Annotated in this window: 19 protein-coding genes; 15 read left to right on the plus strand and 4 right to left on the minus strand. The window is 64.7% G+C overall.

The annotated features are described in order from the left end of the window. The first annotated feature begins 77 nt into the window (after nucleotides 1–77). From G7047_RS02890 to G7047_RS02930, 9 genes are all read left to right on the plus strand, one after another. On the plus strand, nucleotides 78–578 hold the full coding sequence (locus G7047_RS02890; protein WP_166300543.1) for a PRTRC system protein E: 501 nt from the start codon (nucleotides 78–80) through the stop codon (nucleotides 576–578). A 112-nt stretch (nucleotides 579–690) separates the two neighbouring features. Then, nucleotides 691–1,158: a PRTRC system protein C gene (locus G7047_RS02895; RefSeq protein ID WP_166300546.1), complete on the plus strand. Its 468-nt coding sequence runs from the start codon at nucleotides 691–693 to the stop codon at nucleotides 1,156–1,158. Between the two features lie 20 nt (nucleotides 1,159–1,178). Then, nucleotides 1,179–2,237, plus strand: a complete 1,059-nt coding sequence (locus tag G7047_RS02900; protein WP_240939349.1) for a PRTRC system protein F — start codon at nucleotides 1,179–1,181, stop codon at nucleotides 2,235–2,237. Between the two features lie 26 nt (nucleotides 2,238–2,263). Beyond that, nucleotides 2,264–3,013 carry a PRTRC system protein B gene (locus tag G7047_RS02905; protein ID WP_166300548.1) on the plus strand — a complete coding sequence of 250 codons (750 nt, stop codon included), beginning with the start codon at nucleotides 2,264–2,266 and terminating at the stop codon, nucleotides 3,011–3,013. Then, nucleotides 3,013–3,711, plus strand: a complete 699-nt coding sequence (locus tag G7047_RS02910) for a PRTRC system protein A (protein ID WP_166311837.1) — start codon at nucleotides 3,013–3,015, stop codon at nucleotides 3,709–3,711. The genes G7047_RS02905 and G7047_RS02910 overlap by 1 nt, the downstream gene beginning before the upstream one ends. 51 nt (nucleotides 3,712–3,762) lie before the next feature. Then, the gene (locus tag G7047_RS02915) at nucleotides 3,763–4,602 is read left to right on the plus strand and encodes a PRTRC system ThiF family protein (protein ID WP_166300550.1); all 840 of its coding nucleotides are present in this window, start codon (nucleotides 3,763–3,765) and stop codon (nucleotides 4,600–4,602) included. Then, nucleotides 4,599–4,799: a hypothetical protein gene (locus tag G7047_RS02920; RefSeq protein WP_166300553.1), complete on the plus strand. Its 201-nt coding sequence runs from the start codon at nucleotides 4,599–4,601 to the stop codon at nucleotides 4,797–4,799. Before G7047_RS02915 ends, G7047_RS02920 begins: the two co-directional genes overlap by 4 nt. 107 nt (nucleotides 4,800–4,906) lie before the next feature. Next, nucleotides 4,907–5,257 carry an H-NS family nucleoid-associated regulatory protein gene (locus tag G7047_RS02925; protein ID WP_166300555.1) on the plus strand — a complete coding sequence of 117 codons (351 nt, stop codon included), beginning with the start codon at nucleotides 4,907–4,909 and terminating at the stop codon, nucleotides 5,255–5,257. 200 nt (nucleotides 5,258–5,457) lie between these two features. Next, nucleotides 5,458–5,673 carry a hypothetical protein gene (locus G7047_RS02930; RefSeq protein ID WP_166300557.1) on the plus strand — a complete coding sequence of 72 codons (216 nt, stop codon included), beginning with the start codon at nucleotides 5,458–5,460 and terminating at the stop codon, nucleotides 5,671–5,673. Nucleotides 5,674–5,742: 69 nt separating this feature from the next. Here G7047_RS02930 and G7047_RS02935 read toward each other — a convergent pair whose 3' ends face one another. Further along, entirely contained in the window at nucleotides 5,743–6,945 is a 1,203-nt protein-coding gene (locus G7047_RS02935; RefSeq protein ID WP_166300559.1) for an integrase domain-containing protein, read from the minus strand. Nucleotides 6,946–7,691: 746 nt separating this feature from the next. Next, nucleotides 7,692–7,895: a hypothetical protein gene (locus tag G7047_RS02940; protein ID WP_166300562.1), complete on the minus strand. Its 204-nt coding sequence runs from the start codon at nucleotides 7,893–7,895 to the stop codon at nucleotides 7,692–7,694. Between the two features lie 255 nt (nucleotides 7,896–8,150). On the opposite strand from G7047_RS02940, the gene G7047_RS02945 reads away from it, so the two are divergent. The 6 genes from G7047_RS02945 to G7047_RS02970 all read left to right on the plus strand — a co-directional run bounded on the left by G7047_RS02945 (nucleotide 8,151) and on the right by G7047_RS02970 (nucleotide 11,302). After that, nucleotides 8,151–9,179, plus strand: a complete 1,029-nt coding sequence (locus G7047_RS02945) for a PRTRC system protein D (protein ID WP_166311838.1) — start codon at nucleotides 8,151–8,153, stop codon at nucleotides 9,177–9,179. After that, a complete protein-coding gene (locus G7047_RS02950; protein WP_166300564.1) occupies nucleotides 9,179–9,481 on the plus strand; it encodes a hypothetical protein in 303 nt (100 codons plus the stop codon). The genes G7047_RS02945 and G7047_RS02950 overlap by 1 nt, the downstream gene beginning before the upstream one ends. Before the next feature lie 19 nt (nucleotides 9,482–9,500). Next, nucleotides 9,501–9,995, plus strand: coding sequence for a hypothetical protein (locus tag G7047_RS02955; protein ID WP_166300567.1), 495 nt, complete (start codon nucleotides 9,501–9,503; stop codon nucleotides 9,993–9,995). A gap of 140 nt (nucleotides 9,996–10,135) precedes the next feature. Continuing rightward, nucleotides 10,136–10,453 (plus strand): CFI-box-CTERM domain-containing protein, encoded by a 318-nt coding sequence (locus G7047_RS02960; protein WP_166300569.1) that lies wholly within the window; start codon nucleotides 10,136–10,138, stop codon nucleotides 10,451–10,453. Further along, entirely contained in the window at nucleotides 10,446–10,961 is a 516-nt protein-coding gene (locus G7047_RS02965) for a hypothetical protein (protein WP_166300571.1), read from the plus strand. The genes G7047_RS02960 and G7047_RS02965 overlap by 8 nt, the downstream gene beginning before the upstream one ends. Nucleotides 10,962–11,062: 101 nt before the next feature. Beyond that, nucleotides 11,063–11,302 (plus strand): hypothetical protein, encoded by a 240-nt coding sequence (locus G7047_RS02970; RefSeq protein ID WP_166300573.1) that lies wholly within the window; start codon nucleotides 11,063–11,065, stop codon nucleotides 11,300–11,302. A 27-nt stretch (nucleotides 11,303–11,329) separates the two neighbouring features. On the opposite strand, the gene G7047_RS02975 is transcribed toward G7047_RS02970, so the two are convergent. Further along, a complete protein-coding gene (locus tag G7047_RS02975) occupies nucleotides 11,330–12,586 on the minus strand; it encodes a site-specific integrase (RefSeq protein WP_240939350.1) in 1,257 nt (418 codons plus the stop codon). A 357-nt stretch (nucleotides 12,587–12,943) separates the two neighbouring features. Beyond that, nucleotides 12,944–13,438 (minus strand): dihydrofolate reductase, encoded by a 495-nt coding sequence (locus tag G7047_RS02980; RefSeq protein ID WP_166300575.1) that lies wholly within the window; start codon nucleotides 13,436–13,438, stop codon nucleotides 12,944–12,946. Nucleotides 13,439–13,455 lie beyond the last annotated feature (17 nt).

The raw sequence follows: 13,455 nt of genomic DNA on the forward strand, positions 1-13,455 counted from the left end.
CGCCGCAGCCACTGGAAAACCCCCGATGCCTTCGTAGCATGGTCTTCGAAGGCATTTCTTTTTTGAAGGAGCGTGACATGACCCTGTTTGCAGAACTCTATGCGCTGGCCCTGACCGCGACGCTGACCATGACGGTGAGCGCCGACGAGAAGTCGGGCCGGCTGACCGTGAATGTGATTCCCAAGCCGCGCAAGGACGTGAGCGAGCCGACGCTGACGCAGCCCCTGAGCCTGACGGCGACCCCGCAGGAATTCGATGAGGGTTTCATCGCGGCGCTGACCGGCTACCGCGAGGTGCGCCAAAGCCTCGCGCAGCAGGCGGAAGCGACCAAGGAGGTGATCGAGGCGGCGAAGGCCGCTTCGGTGAAGAAAGCCAGCGATGCGGCGAGCAAGGCCGCCAAGTCCGGTGCCGCCACCGGCGTGACCAGCAAGGTGGCGAGCCCCGCGAACATGCCTGTCCAGGCGACGCCCGCAGAGGATGACGACGAGGGAGCCGACACCGCCTGCACGAGCGCCACGCCCGCCGCTGCGGCAACCGCAGCAACGGCGGGTGCCGAGTCCTACGACCTCTTCGGTTGAGCGCCACCGAAGCGCCGCGACGTGGGCTTGCAACCGCCCCTTCGGTTGAGAGACTGGATTCCAAGGCGGTCGAAGGCGACCGCCATCTCACCGAACCAAGGAGCAAAACACCATGTCGATTGCAGTTCTCGAAATCAGGCGATCCTTCCGCTACAACGGCATCATGCTGCCGGACGTGCCGGGGTTCGAACCCCGCGAAGTGCGCGACCTCTACAGCGCGCAGTACCCCGAACTCGTGAGCGCCGAGGTCGAGCCCGGCGAGGTGCGCGACGGCGTGCAGGAGTTCAATTTCCGCAAGGCGGTCGGCACCAAGGGCGCAGGCGTTGCGCCTGCCGGGGTGCAGGCCGAAGGCGGCGAGGCCGGCCCGCGCCTTGCAGCCCTGTTGGCGACGATTCAGGCCGACGAGGCAGGGGCGAGCGGCGCGCAGTCCAAGTTGTCCGCCGCGCTGTCGCGCCGTAGCGTGCTGGCCCGTTCGACGGCGATGAGCCGGTTCGCCCAGGCCACCCTGGCGAAGCCGCACCTCGATGCGCGCCCGCACCGCTCGGCGGCGACAAGCGACATGCTGGCGCCGGTGGCATGACGCCGAACCTGAACATCGGCATGGACAGGCCAGTCTTCGCCGCGATGCCCATCCTGGCGCTGCCTCAACTGAGTGGGAAGGTGCCGCTGTCGGTGGCCTCGCGTTCGCAGGCCAAGGCGAACGCGGGGCTGTGCCGTTGCCTGATCGATGCGGGCATCGTGCATGAGGATGCGCTGCCCGCGAACGAACCCGATCCGCTCAAAGCCTGCCAGCAGGCTATCGACGCCTGGATCAAGCGCCTGATCGGGCCGCTGCACTGCCTGCAACCCCGTGTGGCGATCAACGTGCTCGACGAGCACCAGCACCACCCGGCCAGCCGAGAAGGCAAGCAGAGCGCCTACGCCTACCTCGACCTGTACTGGTGCGAGTACCACGAGAGCGAATGGCCGGTGGGCCGGCAACTGGAAGCGCTGAATACGGCGATGCCGGGCCTCGGGGCCACGGTGTTGCAGGTGCTGCGCGAGCAGAGCCGCTACGTCTATCCCGTCTTCACCCCCGACATTGCCGACGACGTGTCGTCCTATCTGTACTGGCAGGGCGAGTCGGACGAAGAGGCCGCGCTCGACATGATGTGCGAGGACGACAACGAAGCCGACCGGGAGGCCATGCGCGACGAAATGGTCACCCGCGCAATGCTCGACGCCGCCTATCCCGAGTGGGCGCGGCGCTGGCTGGTGCGACCGGAGAAGGGGAGGCGTCGGCGCAAGGGCGAGGCGGCCCTGCGACTCTGCGATCTGCGGCGTGCAGCCAAGACCCTGACCGACCCTGCGATGCGCGCCATCGTCGCCGACGCACTGGCGCTGTCCAAGCTGGCGCTGGACGACAGCTTCCGGCCCGACATCGACGGCGAGTACATCGGCTTCGGGGCCGTGCTGTCCTGGGACGAGGCCGACATCACGACGCGCATCTACGACGACCTGCTCAACCTCGCGCACCAGTCCGAGTTCTGCGACCGCATGGGCGAGGCAGTGATCTCGCTCGACGACCCCGGCGCGCTCGGTGCTTGCTTTGCCCGCCTGGGCCTGCGCTTTGAGGCCATCGCGCTGATCGACCGCTTGATTCACGCCCTGAGCGACTGAGACTGTTCTCAGGAGGTCATTCCAAGATGAACGAAGCCGAGTTTTCCATCCACACCCCGACCGAGAACGTGCTGACGCTCGATCAGGCGGTGCTGCTCTACCACGGCCGCAACGGCGGCGCGCTGGCCACCGTCCACGAGGTGATGACCGTGGACGGTGCGCCGGTGATCGGCGCGGGCCGCGCCATGACCGCGCAGGCGGCACGCGAACTGGCCGCAGCCTTGCTCCAGCGGGTGGCCCACAGCGGCTTCCTGCCCGAGACGGTGCTCTACGTGCATGGCGACCTGATCCTGTGGTGGGTACCGCCTGCACGCCGCCACATTGCCTTCCGGGTGGATGGCGACCATGCCGAAGCCTTCGGCGGTGGCGAGCGCGGGGAGACGGTGCCGCTGCCGGGGCTGGTCTTCGCGGCATCGAGCCGGACGTGGGGCGTTTGGGCCGTCAAGGGAAGCCGCCGCCCGACGCCGCAGACCCCGCTGTACCAAGCCCCATTCTTCAACGTCAATGGGCAGGGCGGTATCTGCCAAGGCAATGTGCCGAAGCCCGAAGGCACCACGGTGGAGAAGATCGAAGCCTGGAACGATGCCTTCTTCCGCTCCTACTTCACCCACCCGAACGTGACCGGCAAGCTGCTGCGCTACCGGGGCGGCGCCTATGCCTTCTGGCGCGACATGCTCGACCGGCGTTTCGCCCGCTTCCCGGAGCGCGTGCTGGTCGATGTCAAGACGACGCTGGGCGGGCTGCTCGGAGAAAAAGACCGCAAGGGGGCCGCATGATGGACGTGCGCGATCAAGCCTTGCTGGCCTCCTGCCCGGTGGTGGCCGCACCGCGTTTCAGCCCGCTGCCGGACATGGCCAACGGCCAGCGCATCATCGTGGCGAGCAACGGCTGGTTCGTCCAGACCCGGCTGGACTGGCTCGACTGCATCACCGCACTGAGCCTGGATACCCCGGCGATGCGCCTGCCCTACGGTGAAGTCCGGGAGCACCTGCGTTTCAGCTTCGGCCAATTGCCGATCCCGCTGATCGAGGCGTTTGTCGCTCATGGCCGCAAGCACCTGCCCGATGAAGCCGCTGGTGTGCTGATCTACTCGCGCGGCACCGGGCGGCTGCGACTGGCGTTCTGCGAGGCAGTGCGGGCCTCACCCGTTCGCATCGACTACCGAAGGCCACCGATGGCCGACGACGAAACCGTGGCCGTGGACCTGCACACGCACGGACGGGCTCCGGCGTTCTGGTCAGCCGACGACGACCGGGACGACCAGGGCATCAAGGTGGCGGGGGTGTTCGGTCTGCTGGATCAGCCCAAGCCGATGGCGCGGTTCCGGCTGGTGATCAACGGCCTGTACCAGGACTTGCCGCGCCACCCGTGGCCGGGGCCTGATGCGTTTGCGGACAGGGTGGACGGCGAGGAATCCGCCCCTTGGCCGAACCGCTGGATGCGCAGCGTCATCCGCCGCTGGACAGGCGCTTGAAAGCGGCCCCCGGCGCGGGACACTGAGTGCAACACGTCATGGAGGCTGTGCATGGAACATCGAATTGATCCCCGACTGTTGGAGCGCCGGGTGCGTTGCCATCTGGTCGGGGTGGGGGGCAATGGCGCGCAGATGGCGACATGCCTTGCCCGGCTGGACATTGCGATGCGCGCCCTCGGCCACCCGTACGGGCTGCATGTGCAGGCCTTCGACGCCGACCGGGTGAGCGAGGCGAATGTCGGGCGGCAGTTGTACAGCGCCGCCGACCTCGGCCGATACAAGGCGCTGGTGACGGTGCATCGGCTCAACCAGTTCTACGGCCTCGACTGGGACGCCTACCCGATGCGCTACGAGGACTACGTGGAGGGGCACCGGATTTCAGGTGGCGCTGACATCCTGATCAGTTGCGTGGATAGCCGCGTGGCACGCCGCAACCTGCATCAGTTCCTGTTCCGCGATCACGTTCCGTGTCGCTACTGGCTCGACCTGGGCAACACGGAAACCACTGCCCAAGTGGTGCTGGGCCAGCCGGACAACCACGCTGTGCTGCGCAACGCGGGCGATGCCCCGAGACTGCCGTGCGTCACCGAGCTTTTCCCGGAACTGCTCGACGAGACGGTCGTGGAGGACAACCAGCCATCTTGCTCCGTTCGCATGTCGCTGGCCTCGCAGGGGCTGTTCGTCAATGACGTGGCCGTGCGCTTCGGTGCGCTGCTGCTCTACGAACTTTTCTCCCGTGGCGGACTGGGCCAGCACGGCGTGGTCATCAACCTCGACAGCAAGCGAACCGGCCCCATCGAGGTCGATCCTCGAACCTGGGCGCGCTTCGGATTCCGGCATTCTCAAGACGATGCCCACGCAGAGCCTGCAGCCGAGGAGGCCATGGTATGAAGGATTGGAACGTGTGGGTCAGCCGTGAAGGGTGCGGTGTGGTGATCGGCACGGTGTCCGAGGAAAACGAGTCGCTGGCCCGATGCGCGGCGCTTTCTCGCTACGCGGTTGCCGAAGAAGAACTCGCTTCGGGGGCGGTGCCATCCATGAGATGCGCCATCCTGCCCGACGAGGATTTCGGGGTGTCTCCGGCGTAGTCCGGGGCGCATCGGGGCAAGGGCTGATCCTCCGATAGACTTGGGACAACCCCGGACGCGGCTTTGCCGACCCGGCGTCAGACGGACAAGCTGCAACGAAAGCGCTCATGGCACGCAAACGCACCCTGCAAGAGATCGACCGGGAAATCGCCAAGCTGAATCAGGAGGCGGATGCCATCCGCGCATCCGAGAAAGCAGAAGTGGCGGCCAAGATGAAGGACGCCATTGCCTACTATGGCTTCACGGCCGCCGACCTCGGTCTGGCTCGCGGCGGCAAGAAGGAGGCGAAGGCCAGCACCAAGGCCAAGCCGAAAGCGGGCAGGGGTGCTGGCAGCGCCCCGGCACGCATCAAGTACAAGGATGATGCGGGCAACGCATGGTCGGGGTTTGGCCGCAAGCCCAAATGGTTCGTCGAGGCGCTGGCCAGCGGCAAGACGGCCGAGCAACTGCTCGCCTAGCCCCAGATGGATGGCAGCCCTGGCCGTGGCTGCGATTCATGACGTTTCATTCATCGCACCTTCGAGCGTATGCTGGCGCAAACCCGCCTCATTTCCGCTCGAAGAATCACACGCATGGATCATCTGAATGACTGGCCCAAGACGGCCATCTGGCCGTCTCCGACGGGCGCGGGAGCGCCTGAACTTCAATGGGTGACCCGATGAGCGAGGATCATCCCATCATCAAGCAGTTCGAGGCGCAGGCCGAAGTGCTGGACATCACCGGCAGTGCCGAAGCCATTGACGAGGCCATCGTTCAACTGGCCACCTGGATGGACGGCCTCGAACTCTCCGATGACGACGCGGCCTTGCTGTGCCGCATCGGGTCCATCCTTTACCGGGAAGGACTGCGCCGGCGCATGGACAAGGCCGGGTGATCCTTGCGGAATGTGGGAACGGGGCCGCAATGCCCCCGTTCTCTTTGGCGCAGCGCGCACCCCTACGGTTCAGCGCTCCTCGGGCATCTCTTCATCGCCCGGCGTACTCGGCTTCGCGTCTGGCGGCTGGGCCTTCTGCGCCGCTTGCCGCGCCAGCAGTCCCCCTAAGTAAGCTCCCGAGGCGCGGGGGCGATTGTGGCCAGCCAAGCGGGCAGCCGAAAGCCTGGCTTGCGCATCCACATCCGGGGGCACGTCCGTTCTGCCGCGCACCGGGGGTGCAACCCCGGCCTTCGCGCTGTAGTGGTCGATCAATGCTTCATGCCGCAGACCGTGCGACGTGGCGCCCAGCCCTTCCTTGGTGAGCTGAAAGCGTCCCATCACGTAGTCGAAGCGCCGCAGGTTGCGATCCAGGCTGCGGCGGGGATCGCCCATGTGTGCGTCGTCATCCGTGGCCAGCGCCTGGGCGAAACGCAGCGCCGCCATGCGCTGCGCTGAATCCAGCGGGACGAAGCGCAGCCGCCCCCCTTTCGCGCCTTCCTTGATCCGCACGTAGCTGTCGGCCTGTCGTTCTTCGGACGGCAGCCCCGTGGCCTCGAACGGCACCACGCAGCGATGCGGTCGGAACATGACCGATTCCTTCCTCCGCAGGCCAAAGGCGCGCATCAGCTTGAGCGACGCTCCGATGTAGCGGTCGTAGAGGCACACCTCTTCGATCACCGCGTCGATGTCGATGCCGGCCGCCGTCCAGCTCTTGTCGCGCTCGGCGTTTTCGTGGCGCTGGTATTCGGCGGGCGTCAGGCCGTAGTGATCCGGCTTGCGGATGAAGCCCGGCTTGCCCAACCACATCGCCAGTCCCCGCAGGAAACTCAGGTAGGTCTGGATCGTGGCCGGCGCCAGCCGCTCTTTCTGCCAGACGGCGACCATGGCCCGGATGTGGCGATCCCCCAGGTTGCGCGGGTCGGGCACCATCTTGAAACCGGCCTTCTGGTGCAGGTCGCGGAAGAAGCGCCGCAGGAAGTCGGCGCGCTCCTGCCGGGTCTTGTGCGAGACGGTCTTCTCCCGTGCGGTGTGCTGGGCGTTGTACAGGGTGATCAGCAGGTCAAGCACACGCATGGGATCGGCGTGGCCGGGCCGCAGCCGTTCAAGGGCTTGCTCCGGCGACAGGGTGGCGCGCTCCTGGTCGCGGCGCGGCTGGTGATGGTGGGCGTCACGCCACGCGCCCAGGGAACCCTGGACACGGCGGGGGGCGTGTTGTGTGTTGAATCTGGACATGGCAAATCTCCGACAGCAGTGCCGTGAGCCGTCCCGGCGGCGCACAGCGGGAATGGGGTGGAATCCATCGGTTCATCGCCTCGCGGATTCCGATGCGCGGGCGATGCGTGGTCAGGTGTTTCAGCAAGGCGTGCGACCACGAGCGCGCCATGCCTACCCAGGGGTTTGCCGGTGAGGCGCGGGATGCGCGTCAGCCGACTCGGTCGTTCTTAAAAATGAACACGGTGATCCGTCTCGCTTTCGCATTTCTGCGTTCGTCGAGAGTTGGGATGCCGTCCCGCCTCATGGGCCGGGAACAACATCGGCGCCAAGGTCTGGCCTTGCGCGCCATGGGGGATCAATCCTCTGAATGCGTAGCGTCATCCCCCTGCATGGGTCCGCCCCTTGACCGAAAGTCCAGGGCAGTGCGAGGTTCACGAGCGAGGGGCACATGGGGAGCCCAACAAGGGGCCAACACAGCCATGTGCTGCGCGAAGTGCGCGTGCTCGAAGGGATGACGGGAACAGCGGCGCGGCATCAGGTGCCGGCCGGGGAACTGCTCGAACGCAGGACTCGTTCTCGGGGAACGTCTGGCAGATGACTGCCAGCAATGCACTGCGCTGCTCTACGGGGGAAACACTTCGGGCATGGGCTCAAGGGGCCATGCCGAGCCCGATTCATGGATCGGGACTTGAAGAGGCGGGTAACGACCGCAACGCCTTTCGCTCCGCGATGGAGCAGGCCAGGAGGCCTCGGGAGACTGTAGTTCACACCCAGGCCGCGATCGGGTCAATGACGAGCAGGGCCGCGCCACCCACTTGACGCCAGAACGGCGGCGTTTGCGGGTGGCCCTTGAAATTGCAACGCGAGGGGCGCTTATTTTTGGAAAGCCCTCCGGAATGGCCCGCCGCCTGGGGTTGACATTGCTCTTGCCTGCCTCTGGTTTTGATCGTGAGGGTTTCGATGCCCATTGACCCCTGGGAGCGCCCTCGGCGCTGAAAGCGTGGTCTTGACGACGTCCGATCCAGTGAGACCGTAGTCCGACACGGAAGACGCGGGGCGGCGTGGTCGGAGGTACTCGACCTGCACACGGCCTCGGCTCGTATCGGCTGGGAACACAGTCCGAGCTGATTGCGAGAACGAGGCTTTCCCCAGCGATTTCCGTGTGGAACGGTCGCATCGACAAACCGATGCTGACCCCTCTCGAACCCATACAGGAGTCATTCATGGACTTTGTCGTCAGAGCCGTCGACGTCGGCTTCGGAAACACCAAGTACGTCATCAGCGCGTCCGGCAGCGAAATTCGCTGCGCCAGCTTCCCGTCAGTCGCCTATCCAAGCATGCGGGAACCGTCCGCCCAGCCCGGCTACGAGCGACGCAAGACGGTGGCCATCCCGATCAACGGTCTCTTCTACGAGGTCGGTCCAGAGGTCGAGCTGGCGGCGGATACCTTCCGCGCGACCCAGATGCACGACCGCTACACCGAGACGCCCGAGTACATGGCGCTGCTGCGCGGCGCGCTGGCCCTGATGAAGCAGCCGTCGATCGACCTGCTGGTCGTGGGGCTGCCCGTGGCGGCACTCACTACGAAGAAGACCGCACTCGAGAAGGCCGTGACCGGAACCCACGACATCGGAAACGGCAAGACCGTGGTGGTTCGCAAGGCCTTGGCCATCGCCCAGCCCCAAGGCGCCCTGGTGGACTTCGCCGTCCAACATGGCAAGGGCGCCACCATCGAGCGGGAGCAGAGCCTGATCCTCGATCCGGGCTCCCGGACCTTCGATTGGCTGGTGGCCAGGGGCATGCGCCTGGTGCAGGCCAAGAGCCATTCGGTGAACCGGGGCGTCTTCGACATCCTGCAGGCTATTGCGGCCGAGATCGGGCACGACATCGGGACGCCGTACAACGACATCGAGGCCATCGACCTGGCACTGCGCACGGGCAAGAACCCGGTGATCTACCAGAAGCCCTACGACATCTCCCGAGCCATGCCCATGGCGCATTCGATCGCCCAGCAGGCCGTGGCGTCGATGATGCGCTGGATCGACGCGAGCTACAGCTTCCAGAACATCATCCTGGTGGGTGGGGGCGCATACCTGTTCAAGAAGGCGGTGAAGGAGGCTTTCCCCAAGCACAAGATCCTGGAGGTCAAGGATCCCTTGCATGCCAACGTCCGCGGTTTCCAGATCGCCGGCATGAACCACGCGCCCAAGCTCCTGGGAGCACCGGTGGTCGCGGTGCAGGGAGGTGCGTGATGAACGACACCGTGTCCCCGAAGCTGGAAACGATCCGGATGCTATTCGAGCTGGATCGGGAGGATGACCCGCGGCTCTACGACGACCTGATCCGCTTCAAGAAGGGTACCAAGCGCATCAACCGCTTGCGTCTCCTGGCGCACGAGGCCGTGCTTGGGCAGTTCAGCCAAGCCGCAAATGGGGCGGGCGGCCCGGCGGTGCCCGTGCCGCCCGCTGCGGGGGTTGCAGTCAGTGGCGTGTCCGCAGCGGCTTTCGAGATGCCTGCGGCCGCTGACGTCTTTGCCGCGCCCCTCGAGAACTAGCCTTGCCTGGAGAACGTCCATGAATGAATCGAACTTCATGTTCATCCACGGCTGGGTGGACGATGTCACCCGGGAAGCCGATCAGGATGCGTATCGCCTTCGAGTGAGGTTGGCCAACGGGCAGGTCGCGGACTTCCTGCTCAGGAAAATGGAGCGCCCCGTGAGACTGGGCGACGAAGTCAGCATCGTCGTTGAGCGCGATCGGCCCGGGCGGGTGCTGGTCCTCATGGATCACGCCACGGGTGAAGCAACGAACCAGCTGCGCGAGGATGACGCTTGCCGGCCAACCGATTCGGATGCCGTCATCGTTGCGGCGACGGCCGGCGGCTTTGCCGTCACGCTGGGCTGGGCGGCGGTGCCCGCCACCTTGTCGTTTGCCGTGCTGTTCTGGCTGGTCGTGCGCTGGTGGCCTCATGTGCGCCGGCGCCGGACAGCCGCGCTGGTCGACTACCTGGTGGATCGAGAGTACTGCCGCTGGCGATCCGGTCTCGACCGCGGAAGGGCGGCGCGATGAATCGGGGCCAGACCTCTCGAGCTCGGGGTGGACGCGCAGGGGTCAGCGCTTCCGAACTTGCGCAGATGGGCGTTTGCGAGCGGCTCGTATTGTTCGAGCACCGGTATGGTCCGCAACGCTCGGCACAGCAACTTGTCGCCATGAAACGGGGTGACCGCGAGCATCGTCGGTTCTTTCTGGAGGGACAGATCGAGCGCCGGGGACGCTGCTTCATCGCCACCCTGGTCTATGGGGCGGGGGAGGAGGTCACGACGCTTCGCTCGTTCCGGGACCGGGTGATGCGTCCCACGCGGCTCGGTCGCGCGCTCATCCTTGCCTACTACCGAACTGCCCCGGGCGTCTGCCGCTTTCTGGAATGCCATCCTCTTCTGGTGCGGGCTATGCGGGGGCTGCTCAGGCCGGTGGTCTGGATTGCCGCGAAGACCCTGGCCGATCGGGGAGGGAAGGGCGATGTTTGAGCGCGGTCTCGTGGCCTTGGCCCTGTCGGCATTCGTTGTCTGGCTGCTGCTGGGGTGGCGCCGACGGCGGAGCGACTGGCTACCCAGGGAGCTGCGGCGGGCCGAACTGGCCTACGCCGAGAAGCTGTTTCGTGGCGACGGCCCGACTGTTCTGACGGCCAAGGTCGATCGCGCTTACCGACTTGAGAGCGGGGTTCTCGTGCTGGTGGAGCTGAAAACCCGTGGGGTCAACCGTCCCTACCGCTCGGACGTGATTGAGCTGTCCGCTCAGCGGGTGGCCATCATGAAGCAGACTGGCGAAGCCGTGGCCAGGCATGGCTATGTGGTTGTGCAGACCGGAGAAGGTCGCCGCACCGCGCACAAGGTGACCCTGCTGGATGGCGCGGAGGTCGAGGCCTTGGTTGATCGTCGGAAGGCGATCCTGGAAGGAAGTGTTCAACCTCTGCGCACTTGCGCACCAAATCTGTGCCGCAAGTGTGTTTTTGCGAAGAAATGCACGGATAGCTGACCAAAAGCCAGTGAACTCATAAACACCGGATGGCCTGAGCCGTCTTAGTGGGCAGAGGAGAACGTCTTCTCAACGATGACGACAACAGGATGGACACAGACATGCTTGAAATCACTCGCAAGTCTTGCGATCCGGATTTCGATGACGCGTGGCGTCTCTTTACGGCGATGCATGACAACCCGTCAAGCGCGACGGCCAGGGATCTCATCAAGTGGCTCGAGCAGTGCCCGCAGCATGTTCGGGCCTTTGATGACGTGTTGACGCTGTGGGCGCTGGCAGGAGGCGGCCTGGTCAGGCGCACCAATCCTGCCGTTTTGGAGGCACCGGTCGCGGTTCAATGAAAGGCTACCCGTGCGCAGCCGTTGCCATCAGGCGGCCCGGCGCAGGGGTACGACGGTCCAGGGAAGTCCCTGTTCGCAAGCCAGGAGGAAGGCCGCCCACAACTCGAGTGCAGCCTGACGCTCCGGGAGGTAGTCGTACTGGTCGTAAATCTCTTCCATGCCTTTCAGCACATGGTTCAGAGATCTTTCGGACACCTCGTTGGAGACGCCCATGGCCTTCATGTGTGACTTCACCGTACTCCGGGTGTCATGCGGGGTGAATCTCCGGATGTCCAGGCCACCTCTTTCAAACCTGCGGGTCAGCGCTGCCCAAAGTGTGCTGTTGCCGACGTGGGTGTCCCCACCGAGTCTGGCGCGTCTGTGACCACGACGAGCGGGAAGAACCCAACGCGAGTCCCCGGCACACTTCTTCAGCTCCCGGAACCATGAAACGACTGTCGGGCACAGCGGTACTACGTAGCCGCGTCGCGTCTTCACCGTTTCTTCGGTGACGATCCAGGTGCCCTTGTCCAAATCCACGTTGGCCCACTGCGCCTTCACAAGCTCGATCGTCCGCACGCAGGTTGCGAGCAGGATTCTGAAGGCGAGGGCGTTTTCGATGCCGATGGAGTTGATGTCTGGCAGCAGCGTCCGCAACTCGTCTTGAGACAGCATCAACCTGCGGCGTACGGGAGGACGTTGGCCAATGACCGAGATCAGATCAATTCCAACGGTTGGATTGACATGGATGAGCCGTTTCCCGAGGGCATGGGCGAACAGCCGGTTGCAGGTCGAACGAAGCCGCTTGCACATCGTCCAAGTCCGCCCTGAATCGGCGATCATGCCGACGATGTCTGCGGATGTCACGCTCGTGACCAGCATGGCACCGAGCTTGGGAATGATCACCTGGTCGAGGTCTGCGTTGCGGGCTTCCTGAGTGCTTTCCGCAAGTGCCACAACAATCTTCTCGCGATAGTCCTCGGCGAGCTCTCGAACACTCCAGGTGGTTCGGACGCGAATCTTCTCCTGCTTTTTTGTGATCGCGGGGTCGCCACCCTTGTCGATCTCAACGCGCTTTTCGCGTGCAAGTTGGCGTGCGGCAGGGAGGCTGATGTCGGGGTAGTTGCCCAGCGTCAGTTCTCTGGAGCGCCCTCCGAACTGGTAGCGGAGAACCCAGGTGGCCGTACCGGCCGCAGACAGGGTGAAGGTAAGCCCGTCGCCGTCGGTTCTGGCGATGGGTTCGCGTGCACGCACCCAGTGCTGGAGCTGCACCGGCGTCAGTAGATTCTTGCCTCTTTTTGCCACCTTGATGTCCTCCGGGCGCTCTCGGGGGACGATAGGCCGAGGGCATGTCTTCAACAGCTCTTTTGCTTCGAGCAGAGGCGCAACATCAACTTCTTAGCTACGTCCCTGGCTACAAATTCTAGCTACGAAGCCAGCTACAAAGCAAGCCCGACATGTCCTGAAACGGTGGGGTATGAGATGGCTAAAAACTGTTGTTTGACAATAGTTTATATAGGTTCCGATTGGGACGTCTTGACACGTTTTGATGTTGCATTAGGCATTGCAGGTGGCGATTTGCATACGGGCATTCTATGAGCCCGCAGCGGGTGACACTGCTGATGGTGTCATTCGGAGGATTGAGGTGGATCGATGGATCGATCAGTCGGTCTCGCGCTCGTAGGTCACGAAGCTGAATCGCATACCGTTCGCTGCGACTTGATCGCTGCGTGCGGTTTCCTTCCACTCGGGGCCGAGTTCGGGCGCGTGGGCGTCGCCCTCGAAGCTCTGGTGGATCTCGGTGACCTCCACGCGCTGGGCCAGTGGCAGGGCAAGCGCATAGATCTGCGCGCCGCCGATCACCCAGACCGTGTCGGCGCTCTGGCTGGCGATGGCGAGCGCGTCTTCGAGACTGGTGGCGGGCTTGGCACCGTCCTGCTGCCAGACTTCATGGCGGGTGACGACGATGTTGGTGCGGCCGGGCAGGGGGCGGAAGCGCTCGGGCAGGGAGTCCCAGGTCTTGCGTCCCATGATCACCGGGCGGCCCACGGTGAGTTCCTTGAAATGCGCCATGTCCTCCGGCAGATGCCAGGGCATGAGGCCGTCCTTGCCGATGACGCCGTTGTCGGCTCTTGCGAAGATCAGATTGATTTGCATGGCGCTTCCCCTCTTGG

It is taken from the genome of Diaphorobacter sp. HDW4A, assembly GCF_011305995.1.
GTDB lineage: Bacteria > Pseudomonadota > Gammaproteobacteria > Burkholderiales > Burkholderiaceae_C > Diaphorobacter_A.